Raw genomic sequence first — 17,089 nt, 5'->3', positions numbered from 1 at the left:
TGATTAAGTATTATTGCGGATTGGTTTTATAAGGCACCTTTAAGCTCTTTTAGTAAATTTAGCAATTGGACTTGTTGCTGCTTACTAAATTTTTCAGCTAATTGCGCTTCCCAGTTTTGTGCATCACGTGCTATGAGCTTGTAAATTGCATTGCCCTGCTCATTTAACATAACCTGCGTCACTCGCTTATCTTGCTGATTTAGTTGTGCTTCAACATACCCTCTTTGCAGCAATGATTTTATAACTCGCGAAACCGTTGACTTGTCCATATTGGCCTGAGTACATAAATCTTTTGCATTGCTTTTGCCATATTGTGCTAAGTTTGCCAACACCCGCCATTGAGGGATGGTTAAGTTGTATTTTTGCTGATAAACACGCGCAAAATCATCGCTTATGAGATTTGCCATTTGGTTCAACTGATAGGGCAAAAACTGCTCTAGATCTATTTCCATTATTACTTTCTCATCGCATTTACACACTGTGAAAACTGTGCATTTTTATTTACAGGCTAAAACATGCGCCCATTTGAAATTACTCTCACTTGAGAGTACTTTAAACTAATTAGGGCCTGTTGACCTTTCAGGATTCCATTTAATCGCGGCGCGAGGTTTGTAACCTAGTGGGCTAAGTAAAAAACCGAGCAACAAAGAGTAAATGGCCTCTAGGCAGAACCCTTCGGGCAGCGCCTGTTTGGCATTTATGCTACGTTATGGCCTATTTATGGGGAACAACCACACTGCATAGGCTCTGCCTTGCCTAATTCCCAAACAGACTGCTGTAAATTCAACCTCGAAAGATAAACAGGCCCTAGAAAAATAAAACAATGTCACTCTCACAGGATCTAAATATGGCCAGCGAAATAAACTACATGAGCGGTTTTGGCAATGAGTTTGAAACCGAAGCGCTATCCGGTGCATTGCCTGTTGGGCAATTTACCCCACAAAAGGTGAAGTACAATTTATACACCGAGCAATTTAGCAGCACGGCCTTTACCGCCCCGCGAGCCGCTAATCGTCGCACGTGGCTGTACCGCCTTCGCCCATCGGTTGTACAAGGTGAATACACCGCTATAGATAACGCACTAATAAGAACAGCGCCTATAACTGAAGCAATTACGCCCCCTACAATGATGCGCTGGAGCCCTATTGATATTCCCACACAGCCCACTGATTTTATTGATGGCTTAATTACAATGGCTGCAAATGGCAGTGCCAATGGACAAACCGGTATGGGTATTCATGTTTATGTTGCTAACAGTTCTATGCAAGAGCGTTATTTTTGTAATGCCGATGGTGAGCTGTTGTTTGTGCCTCAGCATGGCGAACTGTTATTACACACCGAATGTGGAAAGCTCACAGTAAAGCCGGGGGAAATTGCCGTCATTCCTCGCGGGATTAAATTCTCGGTTGATTTAATTGATGAAACCGCACGTGGCTACATTTGTGAAAACTATGGTCACGCATTTGAACTTGCCGAGCGCGGCCCCGTCGGGGCAAATGGCTATGCCAACGACAGAGACTTTAAATACCCTGTCGCTGCATTTGAAGATAAAGAAGGTAGCTTTGAATTAGTCACTAAATTTAACGGTCATTTATTTAGTTGCCCTATTACACACTCGCCTTTTGATGTAGTTGCTTGGACCGGTAACAGCGCACCGTACAAATACGACTTAGCACGTTTTAATGTTATTAATACCGTGAGTTTTGACCACCCAGATCCTTCTATATTTACTGTACTTACCTCCCCTTCAGCCACTGAAGGCATGGCAAATGTAGATTTTGTAATTTTTCCACCGCGCTGGATGGTGGCAGAGAATACATTTAGACCTCCTTACTATCATCGCAATATTATGAGTGAGTTTATGGGCTTAATAGAAGGGGTTTACGATGCAAAAGAGCACGGGTTTGTACCAGGAGGCGCTAGTTTGCATAATTGTATGTCGCCACATGGGCCTGAAGCCGAGGTATTCGAAAAAGCATCTAACGCTGAGCTTGCACCGCAAAAATACGAGAACACGTTGGCCTTTATGTTTGAGTCTCGTTACATAATATCGCCCACTAAATATGCCCTTGAAGGAAAAGAGCGTCAAACTAATTACACTCAGTGCTGGCGAAGTATCACAAAACATTTTACAGGCGAGGAATAATAACAATGAAACTATACAGCTACTTTCGCTCATCTGCCGCATACCGTGTACGCATAGCACTTAATTTAAAAGGCATTGAGCATGATATGCAATTCGTTAATTTACTTAAATCTGAACAGCTAGCGCAGCCTTACTTAGATAAAAATGTGCAAGGTTTACTTCCTGCTCTTGAAACGGACGAAGGCGTATTAGCGCAATCACTGGCTATTTTAGAGTGGTTAGATGAAAGCTATCCGCAAACGCCGTTAATTTATGGCACTGCATGGCAAAAAGCGCAAATTCGTAATATTAGCTATGCAGTGGCATGTGATATTCATCCAGTAAATAATTTACGAGTGCTGAAGTATTTAAGTAACGAATTGGGTGTAGACGAGCAAGCTAAATCCGCCTGGTATAGGCATTGGGTAGAGCTTGGATTTGAAAAAATTGAATTGATGTTAAGTGAAAACAATGAGTTTTGCGTAGGCAATACACCCACTCTCGCTGATATATGCTTAGTGCCACAGGTATTTAATGCGTTGCGTTTTAATGTAGATATGGCTGCGTATCCAAAAATTGCAGCCATTTATGCACGTTGTAATGCATTACCCGCTTTTAGTGACGCCGCGCCGCAAAATCAGCGCGATGCAGTTTAACTTTTTAATGCGCAGTGAATAACACTCACGTGCTCTATTAAATCAAGGCCCAGTTCGGTTAAATAGCCGCCATCTGGGCTGTCTATCACGCCTTTATCAAACAACCTTTGTGCCGCGCTTAATAAATTTGGTTCAGCATCCGAATGTAACTTAATCCCTTGCATTTTGCTCTCACGTGGAAATTTAGCTAATAACGTAAATTCATCTATCATTGTTTGATTAAATTGCATGTGTTCACCTTTTTATAATTGTGTGTTTAAGTCAGTGTTGTTTAACGCTATTACTTACCCTAGCATGTTTTTTAATCGTGTGTACTATTTTTAAACTATCAAAATTCGAGGTCGCTCATGCGCCATATTATGGTTTTATTTATTTTTTTAATAGCGTTCACTTTAGCCCCTAGCAGTTATGCAAAAACAGTCAAAACGCATTCTATTATTGACGCTAATGAGATTATTAATAATGGTGATATTTGTTGGTACGACAACAAACGTTATAGTGAAGGCGCGCTGGTGCAAGTACATTCTTTTACCTTAGTGTGCGCAGCTAATAACCCGCAGCATAATAACAGCGAGCTAATTTGGCTAAAATTAGATAAAAAAGGCAATATTGTTTATCCCACAAAGCCTAAAACCATTACGGTCAATTAGCGCTAAAAGCGGATTTACGCTACAATGCGCACAGTTTAAATAAGTAGTATGGCTATGGATAATCAACCAAAAAATCCTCTTCATGGGGTAACGTTAGAACAAATTTTAGTAGAGCTTGAGCAGCGCTTAGGGTTTAAAGCCATGGGCGAGCAAGTAAACATTAAATGTTTTACCGACTCACCGAGTATTAAATCAAGCTTAAAATTTTTGCGTAAAACCCCTTGGGCTCGCGATAAAGTTGAAGCTCTCTACTTACATACGTTAAGTAACAAGCCGCTGCGTAAACCCAAAAGCGCTCAGCGCCCTAAACCTGCCAGCCAAAGCGACAGCAGTGGGTTTGTTTGGCCAAGCATTAAAAAGTAACACACAAAAATGCACGTTAAATACGTGCATTTTGTATTTTATAACTCCTTACTAATTACATTTAACGAGGCAGGGGCAACTGTAATAGTAAGCGTATCCGCTGTTTTAATTTCACCATCGAGTACATACTTAATTTCTTCGTCTGCGGTTATCGTTACTTTTTTAGCGTTGGTATGATGCGAGCTAATTGCTAAATGCTTTTGTGTAATACTACTAAACATAAGTTCAGCAATGCTTAACACGCGAGTGGTGTTTTCATCACTAGGTAGCAGCCAATTAATGTCTAATAGGCCATCTTCGTGATCGGGCTGACCACCTCCTTGGGCTAATAACGTAGTAAATGGCGCAGCATTAGCCACAATAAAACTATTTGTATTTACTTGCTGCGTTTGATTATCATCAAGGGTGACATAAAGGGTTTGCGCTTTTTGCTCACTAAATGCCTGAAAAAAACCACTTAAATAGGCAAGCTGACCCGATTCGTTTTTTGAGTCTCTATCTGCTTTTTCTACCATTGATTGCTCATAACCAATCCCAGCTAACAACAGCATAAGCTCGTCATTACAATAGGCCGTATCAATTGTTTGGGTTTGCCCATCAATAATAAGATCGCAGGCCTGCTCAACAGGAATGATTTTAGAGCTAATCCCCATAAGCACATGCGCTAATGCATTGGCTGTGCCCATTGGGATAATACCCAGCTTGCACTGAGTGTTTACCAACACACTTGCTACTTCTGTCACGGTTCCATCGCCGCCACAGGCAATTATTATATCTGGCTTATCTTTAATGGCTTGTTTAGCAAGCTCAATACCGTCTATTTCTTTGGTGGTGGTTAATACTTCTAAATCATAATACGCCGACAACCTAGCCACTATTAAATGCTCTTTGTCTTGCCACATTTTGGTACCCGACACAGGGTTTGCAATAATAACGGCTTTGTTTTTAATAACTAGGTCGCCCTTTTTATGTCGCTTTGCTAAATGACGAAGCTGATGCTTATTAAGATTTGCGGTTTCGCGGGTTTCTTTTATTTGCGCGAGCACTTGGTGAACATCGGCGTTTTTATCTTGGCTCAGTAAATACGCTGCCATAACAAATACCGAACGCCCTCTGCCCAGTGCACAGTGAACTACCACGCGGCGGTCTTCTTTAATATGATGATGTATCCAGTTAATGGCTTGATTTAATTGCGAATGGGTAGGCACACTATGATCAAGCACCGGAATATTTAAATAGCTAATATCTTCTTGTGTAGAGCTCCATTCTAAGCCATCAAACTCACACGTTACATCTAATATTGCCGTTATGCCGTTTTCTTTTAACGTATCTATATCAGAGGGGAACAATCGGCATGCTAAAAATAAATGGTCGTTAATTTTTTGAATGGGAGGGACTTTATCGTGCTTGCGAGAATACGCATTGTAAATTTGAGCACCCAGTAAAAAAGGCACAAATGCCCAGCGAATATAAAATGGGATGACACCATTTTCACGCTTTCTAAAAATTTTCGCCAAATTAAAAATGTAAGCACCACTGACAAGAATTAACGACAATGCACTCCAGTAAAATACCACTGCAAAATATACCGAGTTAACCTCCCACCCTATAAATATAAAAATTAACGCTAAAATTAAATAACTCGTTGCAGCCCACATATTTTCTCCTTTATTTTTACTGTTTTGGCACATTTTTTTACAGCTGTGTATAAGTGTAGTAGCAATTTACACGCCAACAAAAGTTGTTTTTTAGGAACAAAAACAACACTAAGTAACTGATATAAAATAAATAAAAGTAGCTAGCTTTAGCTGTATTCGCATATTAGGCGCTTTTTACACAGTAATCGGTCATTTTTTCTCACTACTCAAAGGTAACTGTTTATATTTAAAACTTGTTTCAATGTGTACAGCAGCTAATATAAATGTCAGCTTAAAAGTTTTTGCATCCAATCACTCTTTTCACACGTTTATTGAGAGTGTGTTTATCTTTATTGGTTAAATTTATAACAGCCTGTTTAATCTCTATTTCAAAGCGATTAAGTTGCGCTTAAATAAAACAATTTTTAATTCACGAAGCCCAACACACCTCGGTAATAATAAAAACAACAGGAACCTTATGGAAAACGACAATTTACTTCCTCTTTTGTGTAAAACAGCACAGGGTAACAAAGCCGCGTTTGCTGATTTGTATCAGCAAACAAGCGCAAAGCTTTTTGCGATTAGTTTAAATATGCTGTCAAACCGCGCGCACGCAGAAGAAGTACTGCAAGAGGCATTTATAAAAATTTGGCATAACGCGTCAGAGTACAACTCATCTAAAGGCACAGTTATTAGCTGGATGATAAGCATTGTGAGATACCGCAGCTTAGATGCATTGCGTTATCACAAGGTAAGAAAAGAGCAGGCAATGGGTGACGATGAATACGATGAACAAGCTGTCGATGTTAGTTACGACGAACAAACCAAACTTGTTAATTGTATTGAGCAACTTGACCCCCAACAAAAACAAGCCATTCATTTAGCCTATTACAAAGGGCTAAGCCATGGTGAGTTAGTCAATCACATAGAAACGCCCTTAGGCACAGTTAAAAGCTGGATCAGGCGTGGTTTGCAGCAGTTGCAGAGGTGTTTAACATTATGAATTATAATAAACCAGAATTACTTGATGCTTTAGCAGGGCAGTATGTATTAGGTACTTTAAAAGGCCTGGCACGAAAACGTTTTCAGCGCTTAATGCTCAGCTTACCGCAAGCCCGAGAAGCCACTATAATGTGGGAGCAAAATTTAAATGATTTAGCCAGTGCAATTACACCTCAAACACCCAGCGCGCAAGTGTGGCAAAATATTTTAAATACATTAGAACACACCAACCAACCCGTTAAAACGGTGATCAAACCAGCTACATCGCTATGGCGCAATTGGTCATTTATAGCCACAGCTGCCTGTATTATCTTAGCATTTTTGGTTATTCAGCCCACAACTCAGCCCCAATACAGCCAACAAATTGCAGTAGTACAAAATCAAGATAAGCAATCACTGTGGTTTATTAACGTAGATGAGCAAACATTATCGGTTAAAGCCAGTGATAAACTCGTTGCGCAAACCGATAAAGACTACGAGCTGTGGATGATTTTAAAAGGGCAAGACACGCCAATTTCGTTGGGTCTACTGCCTAAAAACGGTGAAAAACAGTTACTCAAAGGCACGCGCTTTAAGGCACAAGACATTGCCCTACTAGCTGTTAGCTTAGAGCCTTTAGGTGGCTCGCCAAACGGCCTACCAACACAAGTACTGTACACGACAGATTTAGTTATTTTATAACTAAATAAACGCGACTGGTTGGTCAAACTTTGTTTGGCCAACCTTTTTATTTACCTTGGGTAACCATTAATATTTGATTAAACTAAAGTAGGCTTAATCGCAGTGCGATGCTTATCATATTGTGTGCTCAATACCTGCTGCGTTATTTTAATTGCATACACCCCCTGTAATAAGTATAAAACCAAACCGCTTCAGCCCCTTAACACTCTCTTATCACTTCCTTATCTAAATGCAAAACAGCCTGCTGAAAATTTAATCTTGAACGTTAAACACCCCTTTATTAACAAAATAAAAAAACATTTAACTTTTTTGCATCCATTGTGCTTTTTGTTTCGTTATTAGTTATGACTCCAATCAAAACTAAAGGAAAAAGTCATGAAAGCTTTAACTCCATCTATACTCGCAGTAGTAGTATGCAGTACCTTAGTAAGCACCTCTAGCGAGGCATCAAGTCATCGTGAAGCGCCGAACATTAGCCGCTTTCCAACCTTAGACTCTACCGACTTTTACGTATTTAATAGTTATGAAGCAGGCAGAGACGACTACGTTACATTTATTGCCAACTATATTCCTCTACAAGATGCCTACGGCGGCCCTAACTACTTTGCTATGGACCCAGATGCAACCTACAGTATTCATATTGATAACGACGGTGATGCAGTTGAGGATATTACCTTTGCTTTTAATTTTACCAGTATGCTGCCAAACGATAATCAAGGCGTGCAATTAACCGTTGGCCCAGAAGATAATCAGCGTACTGTATCTGTACCTCTTAAAAACGTTGGTGGTGTAGCAGCAGGTGATGATAGCGCCGCTAATTTTAGCGAGTCATATACACTCAGCATTATAAGCGGTCCACAACGCACGGGTACCAGTACAGCATTAAGTAATATCACCACCAGTTCAACCACGTTTAATAAACCGCTTGATTATATTGGTGACAAAACATTTGGTTCAATGGCTGATTACCAAACCTATGCAGATCAGTTTGTTTATCAAGTTTCGGTACCAGGCTGTGACAGTATGGCCAAAGTATTTGTTGGTCAGCGCAAAGACCCATTTGTCGTTAACTTAGGTAAAACATTCGATTTAGTAAATTACGTTCCCGTTGAAGGTGATAGTGCGCCAGGTGCTGGGGATGGCGGTGGTTTCCCTGGAGGGATTACACAAAGCAGTGAGAATGACGACCTCGTAGATAAAAACGTTACCTCAATTGCAGTTGAAATGCCTAAAAGCTGTATTGTAGGTGAAGGCAACGGCGTAATTGGTTCATGGACAACAGCGAGCCTACCTCAAGCACGCATTTTAAACCCTAACGCTAAATTTGCAGATAACGCGGTAAATGGCGGTGCATTAACGCAGGTTTCACGCTTAGGTAATCCATTAGTTAATGAGCTAGTTATTGGTATTAAAGACAAAGATACCTTCTCAACGGCTCACCCTAAAGACGATGCACAGTTTTTAGATTACGTTTCGCACCCGTCTTTACCAGAGCTGTTAAATATTTTATTTAAAGATGCAGTAAATACCACACTTGGTGCTAATTTAGAAACTCTTGCTCCAACTAACTTTCCACGTACTGATTTAATCACCGCATTTTTAACTGGTTTTGCAGGGGTAAACCAACAAGCCACCGTAACGCCATCAGAAATGCTACGTTTAAATACTGCAATTGCAGCCACAGCACAAACTGATCAGTCTGCATTTGGTGTAGCCGGTGATGATTTAGCAGGTTTTCCAAACGGGCGCCGTCCAGGTGACGATGTCGTTGATATTGCACTTCGCGTGGTAATGGGGCGTTTATGTCATCCTATTCCTGTAAATGGTGAAGACACCGACTTAGGCCTATGTACACCAGAGGATGCTGATGTAGGTACAGTGCCATTCACTGATGGTGCTCCAGTTGATGCGAGCATGATGGATGCCACTTTCCCATACTTAGCCACCCCACTTGCAGGCTCTAAATAAGGAGTAACGTATGCGTAATTTAAACCTTACCCATAGCAGTATATTGTTATGCGCTTTGGCACTAGGCGCGTGTAGCAGTGATGATGATAATAAACAACCCACACCGGTTGTAAATTCTGCGCCCAATGCTAGTGATGCAATGTTAATTACACAAACAGAAGTTGAAATTAACGACATGTTAGTGGCAACCGATGCTGATGGCGATACATTAACATACACATTAACTTCGCAGCCGACATTAGGTAACGCTGTAGTAAATAGCGATGGCAGCTTCACCTATACCCCAAACAAAGAAGCAACCGGTAGCGACAGCTTTATGTTTGGCGTATCAGACGGTGTTAACCAGCAAGTGACTGCAGCGGTAAATATAACCATTGAAGCACTGCAAGTGGACTTTGCACAATTTGCAAGCGATGCATTTAACCAAAGCCCCACTGCGCAACCGCTATCTACCAACGGACGTGTCTTTATCAATACAGACACAGACGTAAGCGGTATTTCATCAGGCGCTTCTGGTAACTAACTCAGTAAGTAAATTAAGCTGATGGCCATGGATGGCTTTTTTAAGAGGATAAAACAATGCGCAGTCATTATAAAAAAATGCTCTTTGTTTTTTGCGCTGCACTGTGTGTAAATAACGTGCTTGCAAAACCAATTACCCCAAAAGATAACGCAATTATTGCCTCAAGCAATGCAACATTAAGTGCTAATTTAACCCTTGAGCAACTCACTGCGCTGGTGCTAAATAGCCAATACATAGGCCAAACAGCGCGCTATCAAGGTGTATTAAAAAAACGCTTAAAAAACCTATATACCGCTTCTGCAACTGCACAAAGCGGTTATTTATATGCACGGGTACTTCAAAAGGAGCATGCGTTTTCGCGTGCCATAGACGTTGCTAATAACGTATTAAAAACCCAGCCAGATCATGTAAACACCCATTTATTACTCGCTAATATGTTGATGACACAAGGCAAATTTGAACAAGCTAAGCGCCATTGTGTGGCATTAATTGGTAACACCAGCCTATTAACGGCCAGCACGTGTGTACTAGATGTACAAAGCCAACAGGGCAAACTGAGTGAAAGTTATCACGCGTTAGTTAAGCTTACGCAAAACAAAAACAGCAGCTTAACGACAAAACATGTGCTCAGCGAAATGGCGTTTAGACTCAATAAATTCACCCGTGCGCAGCAGCATATAAATAATATTGATTTAAACACAGCCCCAGTGAGCCTTATTGTGCTGTGGGCCGAAATTCAACTGCAGCAAAACAACCCTGAAAAAGTGCTTAATACACTCGGTAAACTTGCCAATAGCCACTCATCGCTTGAAGACGCTATTTTGCTCAAGTTAGCCATAGCTGAAAAACGCAGTAATAAGCACACTAATACGGTGTGGCAACCGCTCATGCAACAGCGCGTAAAATTACGTGAACAACGCCAAGATACCTTTCATGCCAACGACTTAGCTAACTACTATATTCATGTACAAGCAAACCAAGCCAAGGCACAATACTGGGCAAATATAAATTGGCAGCAAGCAAAAATGAGTACAGATAAACACTTACTAAGCCAAGCAAATACGATGGTTAGGGATTCTTTATGAGTAAAATAAACGCGTTATTTGTTTTATTTATAGTTGCGCTATTTGCCAACTTTAGCGTGCAAGCACATCAGTTGAGCACAAGCTACATTTCGCTGGATAATACCGATAACGAAAAGCAATACACAGGCACATGGCAAATAAATATTAGCGATTTAGAACAACAAGTTGCGCTTGATGTTAACCAAGACACCCTAATAAGCTGGGGCGAATTAAAATCACAAAAGACGGCTATTAATCGCTATGCCAAAAATACTCTATCGGTTTTACAAAATGAGCTAACTTGCCCATTAACAATCACCGATAACTACCAATTAGATAATCATTTTAATGAAGCATATTTAGTGTTACCGCTAGTTTTTAGCTGTAACACTGATGCAGATGTAACGTTAACGTACCGCGCTTTTTTTAACCAAGATGCAAATCACAAAGTTATTGTAAATGTAAATCAGGTTTCGCGGGTTTTCACTATAGATGAGCAACAACACACTTTTACCACTGGGCAATCGAGTTATTTAACGACTTTTAACCAATATGTTTATCAAGGCGTGTTACATATTTGGATTGGTATTGACCATATTTTATTTTTAATTGCACTACTTTTAACCTGCGTTTTAACACGCAATGATAGTCACTGGCAGGCAATAGCAAGTAAAAAGCACATTATTAAGCACACTGCGTGGATTGTGACTGCGTTTACCCTTGCGCATTCACTTACCCTTACTGCTACGGCTCTTAATCTTGTTTCGCCAAGTAGCCGCTGGGTAGAGCTAGGTATTGCAATCTCGGTATTATTTGCGGCTTTAAACAATGTATGGCCGGTTATATTACGCCTTGGCTGGCTTACTTTTGCGTTTGGTTTGTTACATGGAATGGGCTTTGCCAGTGTACTGGGTGAGCTTGGGCTCTCGAGCGATTATCAATTGCTCAGCATTTTAGCGTTTAACTTAGGTGTAGAGCTTGGGCAGCTAAGTATATTGTGTATTGCACTGCCGGTGTTACTAACAATGCGCAATAAACCTATTTACATAAAATGGGTGATGCCAATTGGCTCCCTTGCTATCGCTGCAATGGCACTATTGTGGTGCGTAGAGCGCATTTAGCATTGAAAAAGCGAGTCTTTTGACTCGCTTTTTAGTTTTCTATTACTTGGTTTTATCAAACGGCATGAGCAAGGTTTTCATCGCAGGCCTTAGCGCGATTAACACCGTTTCTTCGGTGAGTTCAGGGTAGAGCATCTTACGAAGCAGTAACCCCGCCATCATCGAAAAAATAACGTTAATGCGGCTTTCAAGTTCGTGTTCATCAGTATCTTTAAGTGCACTACGTTCACTGGTGAGTAGTTGGCGCATGCGCCCCCGCGCTTGAATATCCATATCTCGTAAAAGCGAGGCCACTTTACTATTGCGACCCGCTTCCGCCATCATGTCTAAATCAACCACACAGGCACCGGTATCCATATGCCTTTGTACACCAATGTTTAAGCCATCTATAAGCGCTTGCAGAACATCACCTGGGTGATCTTCAAACTTCTGAAAGATAGAAAACATTTCTTCCATGTCTTTAGCAATAATACTTTCAATTATTGCCTCTTTGCTTTCAAAGTAGTTATATATATGCCCAGCGCTCATGCCTGCAGTACGGGATATTTCGGCCATGCCTGCGCCATGATATCCCTTGCGTTTAAAACACTCTGAGGCAGCACTAAGCACCTGCTCTCGCCTAGCTTGTGCTAATGCTGGGTCTGTATGCCTTTTAGCTTTCGTGCTCATAACCCTACTCCGGTATTAAGCGCATACTTAATACAGCGTAAGTTCATTGCATAGCTTAACTTAACAACACCTTTCATTTTACTGCTCTTGCACAGGTGTTTTAGCTATATTCCAGCCGCCACCTAAAGCTTTATACAAATTAATTTGGCTGGCAAGGTAAGCCTGCTGACCTGTTATTAACTGCTGTTGAGCCGAGTACCACGTACGCTGTGCATCAAGTACCTGTAGGTAGCTATCAGCGCCTTTTTCGTAACGCATTTTTGATAAATCGTACGTTAGCTGACGCGAACTAATTAACATATCAAGGGCATCAAGTTGCTCTTTGTAGCCTTCTCTATCTGCTAATGCATCGGCGGTTTCACGAAACGCATTTTGAATTTTTTGCTGGTACGTCGCCACCGCAATTTCTTGATCGGCCTTTGCCACATCAAGATTTGCCTGATTACGTCCCATAGTAAAAATTGGTAAGTTGATTGACGGTACAAAGCTCCACGTCCCTGAGCCTGAATCAAACAAGCCACTTAAATCGCTAGACGTACTGCCCGCAGTCGCGGTTAAGCTAATGCTTGGGTAAAACGCCGCACGCGCTATACCAATATTCGCGTTAGCGGCTAATAAAGCGTGCTCAGCGGCTTTAATATCAGGGCGCTGCGTTAATAAATCAGAGGGTAAACCAACAGGTACTTCTGGTAAATCCAGTAAATTAGTTAACGAGTTTGTCGGTAATAAATCACTCGATACAGGGCGCCCTACCAGTAAATCTAACGCGCTTTTATCACGTTTTAACAAGCGTTTATATGTTGCTATATCTACTTTTGCAGTGGCAACCGTACTTTTAAGCTGCTCAAGCGTAATTGCCGATGTAGCGCCTAAATCAAAGCTTTTTTGCGTAAGCGAGAGCGACTCCTGCTGCGAGCTTAATGTTTCTTTAGCAAGCTCTAATAGCTGTAAGTCAGTTGCGTAGTTTAACCAAGCATTAGCAAGCTCAGCAATGAGTGAAATTTGCGTGCTGTATTGTGTAAGCTCAGTGTTATAGAGGTTTTGCAGGGCTTGCTCAGACTGGTTACGTACCTTACCCCAAATATCTAATTCATAAGAGGTAATACCGACCGTTGCGCTGTACTGTGAGCTAATACCTGCTTCACCCGTACTGGTTAAGTCAGCCGGTAAACGTTGGCGCGTAGCCCCACCATTAAAATCTAATGAAGGATATAAGCCTGAATCTTCAATTTGGTACAAACCGCGTACACGCTGCACATTTAATACTGCTATTTGCATATCTTTATTATGCTCAAGGCTTAAGCTAATCAAGGTTTGCAATTTTTCATCATTAAAAAATTGCTGCCAATGTAACTGTTGCGCTGCTGCTTGCTCAGTGTCAGATACATAAGTATCTGGCACTGGTAAACCAAGCTCTTTTTGCTCAGGGGCTAGTTGGCAGCCACTTAAAACAACTAATGTAATTGCGCTTAAAGTGAAGCGTTTAATGCTCATTGTGCGCTCTCCTTTTTATCGTCGGTGTTTTTCATTGGAAATACACGACGAACTAAAACAAAGAATAACGGCACAAATACCACCACTAAAATAGAAGAGGCAAGCGTACCACCTATAATCGAAATACCCAGTGCATTTTGCGCACCTGAACCGGCACTTGAGGCAATAGCAAGCGGTATAACACCACAAATAAAGGCCATTGAGGTCATTAATATTGGACGTAAGCGTAAGCGTACTGCTGCAATAGCCGCATCGACTAACCCTAGGCCTTCTTGCATTTTATGAATCGCAAATTCTACGATTAATATTGCATTTTTAGAGGCTAATCCTATGGTGGTTAATAAACCTACCTGAAGGTAAATATCATTAGATAAACCTGCCATTACCGCGGCAACCGTCGCACCAAATATACCTAATGGCACAATAAGCATAACCGCAAACGGTACAGACCAGCTTTCATAAAGCGCTGCTAAACATAAAAATACAAACAATAGCGATAAACCGTAAAGTAACGGGGCTTGGCCACTGCTAGAGCGCTCTTGAAACGAAATACCCGTCCACTCAGAGGCAATTCCATTAGGAAGTTGTTTAACTAAGCGCTCCATTTCATCCATTGCTTGGCCAGTACTGTAACCTGGTGCAGCAGTACCTTGAATTTCCATTGCTGAAAAGCCGTTATAACGCTCAAGACGTGGTGAACCATAAGTCCAATACGAACTTGCAAAGGCTGAAAATGGCACCATATCGCCGCTGTCATTACGTACATACCACTTGTTTAAATCCTCTGGCACCATACGTCCTTGCGCTTCACCTTGAAGGTAGACCTTTTTAACGCGGCCACGGTCAATAAAGTCATTAACGTAACTACTACCCCACGCAGTTGATAGCGTGCTGTTTATATCAGCCTGAGACACACCCAGTGCTTGTGCTTTAGCAAGGTCAACATCAAGTTGCAGCTCGGGCATATCTTCTTGTCCGTTAGGGCGTACACCCGCCAAAATTGGGCTTTGACTCGCTAAACCAAGTAATTGATTACGCGCTGCTAATAAAGCATCGTGGCCAAGTCCAACCCTGTCTTGTAAGAAAATATTAAAACCATTTGCAGTACCTAGCTCAACAATGGCTGGCGGCGGGAAAGCAAACACAAACGCTTCTTTAATCGTTGAGAAATAGCCCATTGCTTTACCTGCCACACCTTGCACAGATAAATCATCACGTTCGCGCTCATCCCAATGCTTAAAGTTTACAAACCCTATTGCTGAGTTTTGACCAGAACCTGCAAAGCTAAATCCGGTTACCGTAAAAATACCGTTAACAGCTTCAGATTGATCGTTTAAATAGTGGTTTTCTACTTTTTTAACCACTTCTAATGTTTCTTCGGTAGTTGAGCCTGCAGGCAGTGAAACCTGGTTAAACAAAATACCTTGGTCTTCATCAGGTAAAAACGCTGTAGGTAGGCTTGAAAAGATATACACCATGCCCGCAACAATAAGGCCATAACATAAAAGGTAGCGCTTAGATAAGCGGATCATACGGCTTACAAAACTTTGCGCGCCGGCATTTGTTTTATCAAACCCGCGGTTAAAACCACTGAAAAAACGGCCAAACATCGAGCTATTATCATGCACGTGGCTAGGCTTTAAAAGCGTGGCACACAATGCAGGTGTTAAAATAAGTGCTACTAATACCGATAGCCCCATTGCTGATACCAGCGTAATAGAAAACTGACGATAAATAACACCGGTAGACCCACTAAAGAACGCCATCGGAATAAATACAGCCGACAGCACCATGGCAATACCCACTAGCGCGCCTTTAATTTCATCCATCGATTTACGTGTTGCTTCAAGCGCAGAGAGTTTTTCTTCACTCATTACACGCTCAACGTTTTCTACTACAACAATCGCATCATCAACCAGTAGACCTATGGCAAGTACCATCGCAAACATGGTTAATGTATTTATTGAATAGCCAAACGCGTACAAAATACCAAAAGTACCTAACAACACCACAGGTACAGCTATAGTTGGAATAAGCGTAGCGCGGAAGTTTTGTAAAAACAGATACATAACAACAAATACCAGCACAACTGCTTCTATCAATGTATGCACTACTTTTTCAATCGATAACGAAACAAACGGAGTAGTATCATAAGGAACAACAACATCTAAGCCTTCAGGAAAAAACGCTTTTAACTCTTCAATAGCAGCTTTTACACCTTCTGCGGTATCGAGTGCATTTGCCCCACTGGCAAGCTTAATACCTAAGCCCGATGCTGGTTGTCCATCGTAACGCGCTACAACACGATAGCTTTCACCACCAAGCTCTACACGGGCTACATCTTCAAGGCGTACAAACGAGCCATCGGCGTTTGCCTTAACTATAATGTCTTCAAACTCTTTTGCTGTTTGTAAACGGCTTTGTGCAGTAACGGTAGCATTAAGTTGCTGACCTTCAACCGCAGGCATGCCGCCTAATTGTCCAGCAGACACTTGGGCGTTTTGAGCACTGATTGATGCACTAATATCAGCAGGGGTTAACTTGTAGTTTTGCAGCTTAGCTGGGTCTAACCAAATACGCATAGCATACTGAGAACCAAACAGCTGAACCTCACCTACCCCTTCAACACGCGAAACAATATCTTGAACATTAGATGACACATAATCACCAATATCGATATTCGTCATGCTGCCATCTTTTGATACAAAACCCAGTACCATTAAAAAGTTACGTGCAGACTTAGCCACCGATACACCTTGCCTTTGCACTTCTTCAGGTAGCAAAGGGGTGGCTGTGGCTAACTTGTTTTGCACTTGTACCTGTGCAATATCCGGGTCAGTTTCGGCGCTAAATGAAAGCGTAAGGGTTGCTGAACCACTCGACTCAGAAGTCGATGACATATATAGCAAACCATCAAGGCCTTTCATTTTTTGCTCAATAACTTGGGTAACCGTATCCTCTAGGGTACGTGCTGATGCGCCCGGGTATGTTGCAGTAATACTAATTGCCGGCGGGGCAATTGACGGGTACTGAGCTATTGGTAAACTTTGAATAGCTAAAACACCTGCAAGCATAACCACGATAGCAAGTACCCATGCGAAGATGGGTCTGTCGATAAAAAATCGTGACATTAAAA

16 protein-coding genes are annotated in these 17,089 nt (G+C 41.5%); 10 read left to right on the top strand and 6 right to left on the bottom strand.

Translation table 11 applies throughout. The features are described from left to right. Positions 1 to 26: 26 nt before the first annotated feature. Entirely contained in the window at positions 27 to 452 is a 426-nt protein-coding gene (locus AN395_RS01545) for a MarR family winged helix-turn-helix transcriptional regulator (RefSeq protein WP_054981840.1), read from the bottom strand. Between the two features lie 395 nt (positions 453 to 847). Here AN395_RS01545 and hmgA point away from each other — a divergent pair, with 395 nt between their 5' ends. After that, positions 848 to 2,146, top strand: coding sequence for a homogentisate 1,2-dioxygenase (gene hmgA, locus AN395_RS01540; RefSeq protein ID WP_054981839.1), 1,299 nt, complete (start codon positions 848 to 850; stop codon positions 2,144 to 2,146). 5 nt (positions 2,147 to 2,151) lie between these two features. Next, positions 2,152 to 2,781: a maleylacetoacetate isomerase gene (gene maiA, locus AN395_RS01535; protein ID WP_054981838.1), complete on the top strand. Its 630-nt coding sequence runs from the start codon at positions 2,152 to 2,154 to the stop codon at positions 2,779 to 2,781. On the opposite strand, the gene AN395_RS01530 is transcribed toward maiA, so the two are convergent. After that, positions 2,778 to 3,011 carry a TIGR02647 family protein gene (locus AN395_RS01530; RefSeq protein WP_004588741.1) on the bottom strand — a complete coding sequence of 78 codons (234 nt, stop codon included), beginning with the start codon at positions 3,009 to 3,011 and terminating at the stop codon, positions 2,778 to 2,780. The genes maiA and AN395_RS01530 overlap by 4 nt on opposite strands. A 117-nt stretch (positions 3,012 to 3,128) precedes the next feature. Between AN395_RS01530 and AN395_RS01525 the strand changes: the two genes are divergently transcribed. Together AN395_RS01525 and AN395_RS01520 are read left to right on the top strand one after the other, a co-directional pair. Continuing rightward, complete coding sequence (locus tag AN395_RS01525; RefSeq protein WP_004588742.1) at positions 3,129 to 3,431, top strand: DUF1496 domain-containing protein; 303 nt, start codon at positions 3,129 to 3,131, stop codon at positions 3,429 to 3,431. Between the two features lie 54 nt (positions 3,432 to 3,485). Next, positions 3,486 to 3,794: a VF530 family DNA-binding protein gene (locus AN395_RS01520; RefSeq protein WP_004588743.1), complete on the top strand. Its 309-nt coding sequence runs from the start codon at positions 3,486 to 3,488 to the stop codon at positions 3,792 to 3,794. Between the two features lie 38 nt (positions 3,795 to 3,832). Here the strand turns inward: AN395_RS01520 and AN395_RS01515 are convergent, their stop codons facing one another. Beyond that, complete coding sequence (locus AN395_RS01515) at positions 3,833 to 5,452, bottom strand: diacylglycerol kinase family protein (RefSeq protein WP_054981837.1); 1,620 nt, start codon at positions 5,450 to 5,452, stop codon at positions 3,833 to 3,835. A gap of 457 nt (positions 5,453 to 5,909) precedes the next feature. Here AN395_RS01515 and AN395_RS01510 point away from each other — a divergent pair, with 457 nt between their 5' ends. From AN395_RS01510 to AN395_RS01485, 6 genes are all read left to right on the top strand, one after another. After that, complete coding sequence (locus tag AN395_RS01510) at positions 5,910 to 6,434, top strand: sigma-70 family RNA polymerase sigma factor (protein WP_024031922.1); 525 nt, start codon at positions 5,910 to 5,912, stop codon at positions 6,432 to 6,434. After that, positions 6,431 to 7,114, top strand: coding sequence for an anti-sigma factor domain-containing protein (locus AN395_RS01505; RefSeq protein WP_054981836.1), 684 nt, complete (start codon positions 6,431 to 6,433; stop codon positions 7,112 to 7,114). The genes AN395_RS01510 and AN395_RS01505 overlap by 4 nt, the downstream gene beginning before the upstream one ends. A 375-nt stretch (positions 7,115 to 7,489) precedes the next feature. Further along, positions 7,490 to 9,082 carry a DUF4331 domain-containing protein gene (locus AN395_RS01500; RefSeq protein ID WP_054981835.1) on the top strand — a complete coding sequence of 531 codons (1,593 nt, stop codon included), beginning with the start codon at positions 7,490 to 7,492 and terminating at the stop codon, positions 9,080 to 9,082. Between the two features lie 10 nt (positions 9,083 to 9,092). Then, positions 9,093 to 9,605, top strand: a complete 513-nt coding sequence (locus tag AN395_RS01495) for an Ig-like domain-containing protein (RefSeq protein WP_054981834.1) — start codon at positions 9,093 to 9,095, stop codon at positions 9,603 to 9,605. Positions 9,606 to 9,661: 56 nt separating this feature from the next. Continuing rightward, the gene (locus AN395_RS01490; protein WP_054981833.1) at positions 9,662 to 10,690 is read left to right on the top strand and encodes a tetratricopeptide repeat protein; all 1,029 of its coding nucleotides are present in this window, start codon (positions 9,662 to 9,664) and stop codon (positions 10,688 to 10,690) included. Then, complete coding sequence (locus tag AN395_RS01485) at positions 10,687 to 11,790, top strand: HupE/UreJ family protein (protein ID WP_054981832.1); 1,104 nt, start codon at positions 10,687 to 10,689, stop codon at positions 11,788 to 11,790. Before AN395_RS01490 ends, AN395_RS01485 begins: the two co-directional genes overlap by 4 nt. A gap of 42 nt (positions 11,791 to 11,832) precedes the next feature. Here AN395_RS01485 and AN395_RS01480 read toward each other — a convergent pair whose 3' ends face one another. The 3 genes from AN395_RS01480 to AN395_RS01470 form a co-directional block, all read right to left on the bottom strand. Further along, entirely contained in the window at positions 11,833 to 12,459 is a 627-nt protein-coding gene (locus AN395_RS01480; protein ID WP_054981831.1) for a TetR/AcrR family transcriptional regulator, read from the bottom strand. A gap of 78 nt (positions 12,460 to 12,537) precedes the next feature. Beyond that, positions 12,538 to 13,953 (bottom strand): efflux transporter outer membrane subunit, encoded by a 1,416-nt coding sequence (locus AN395_RS01475; protein ID WP_054981830.1) that lies wholly within the window; start codon positions 13,951 to 13,953, stop codon positions 12,538 to 12,540. Beyond that, the gene (locus AN395_RS01470) at positions 13,950 to 17,084 is read right to left on the bottom strand and encodes an efflux RND transporter permease subunit (protein ID WP_054981829.1); all 3,135 of its coding nucleotides are present in this window, start codon (positions 17,082 to 17,084) and stop codon (positions 13,950 to 13,952) included. The genes AN395_RS01475 and AN395_RS01470 overlap by 4 nt, the downstream gene beginning before the upstream one ends. Positions 17,085 to 17,089: the final 5 nt, after the last annotated feature.

Origin of the sequence: Pseudoalteromonas sp. P1-30 (assembly GCF_001400005.1) — a bacterium.
GTDB classification, from domain to species: domain Bacteria; phylum Pseudomonadota; class Gammaproteobacteria; order Enterobacterales; family Alteromonadaceae; genus Pseudoalteromonas; species Pseudoalteromonas atlantica.
The sequence above is the reverse complement of the archived record's forward strand: the minus strand, read 5'-3'. Positions and strand labels throughout refer to the sequence as shown.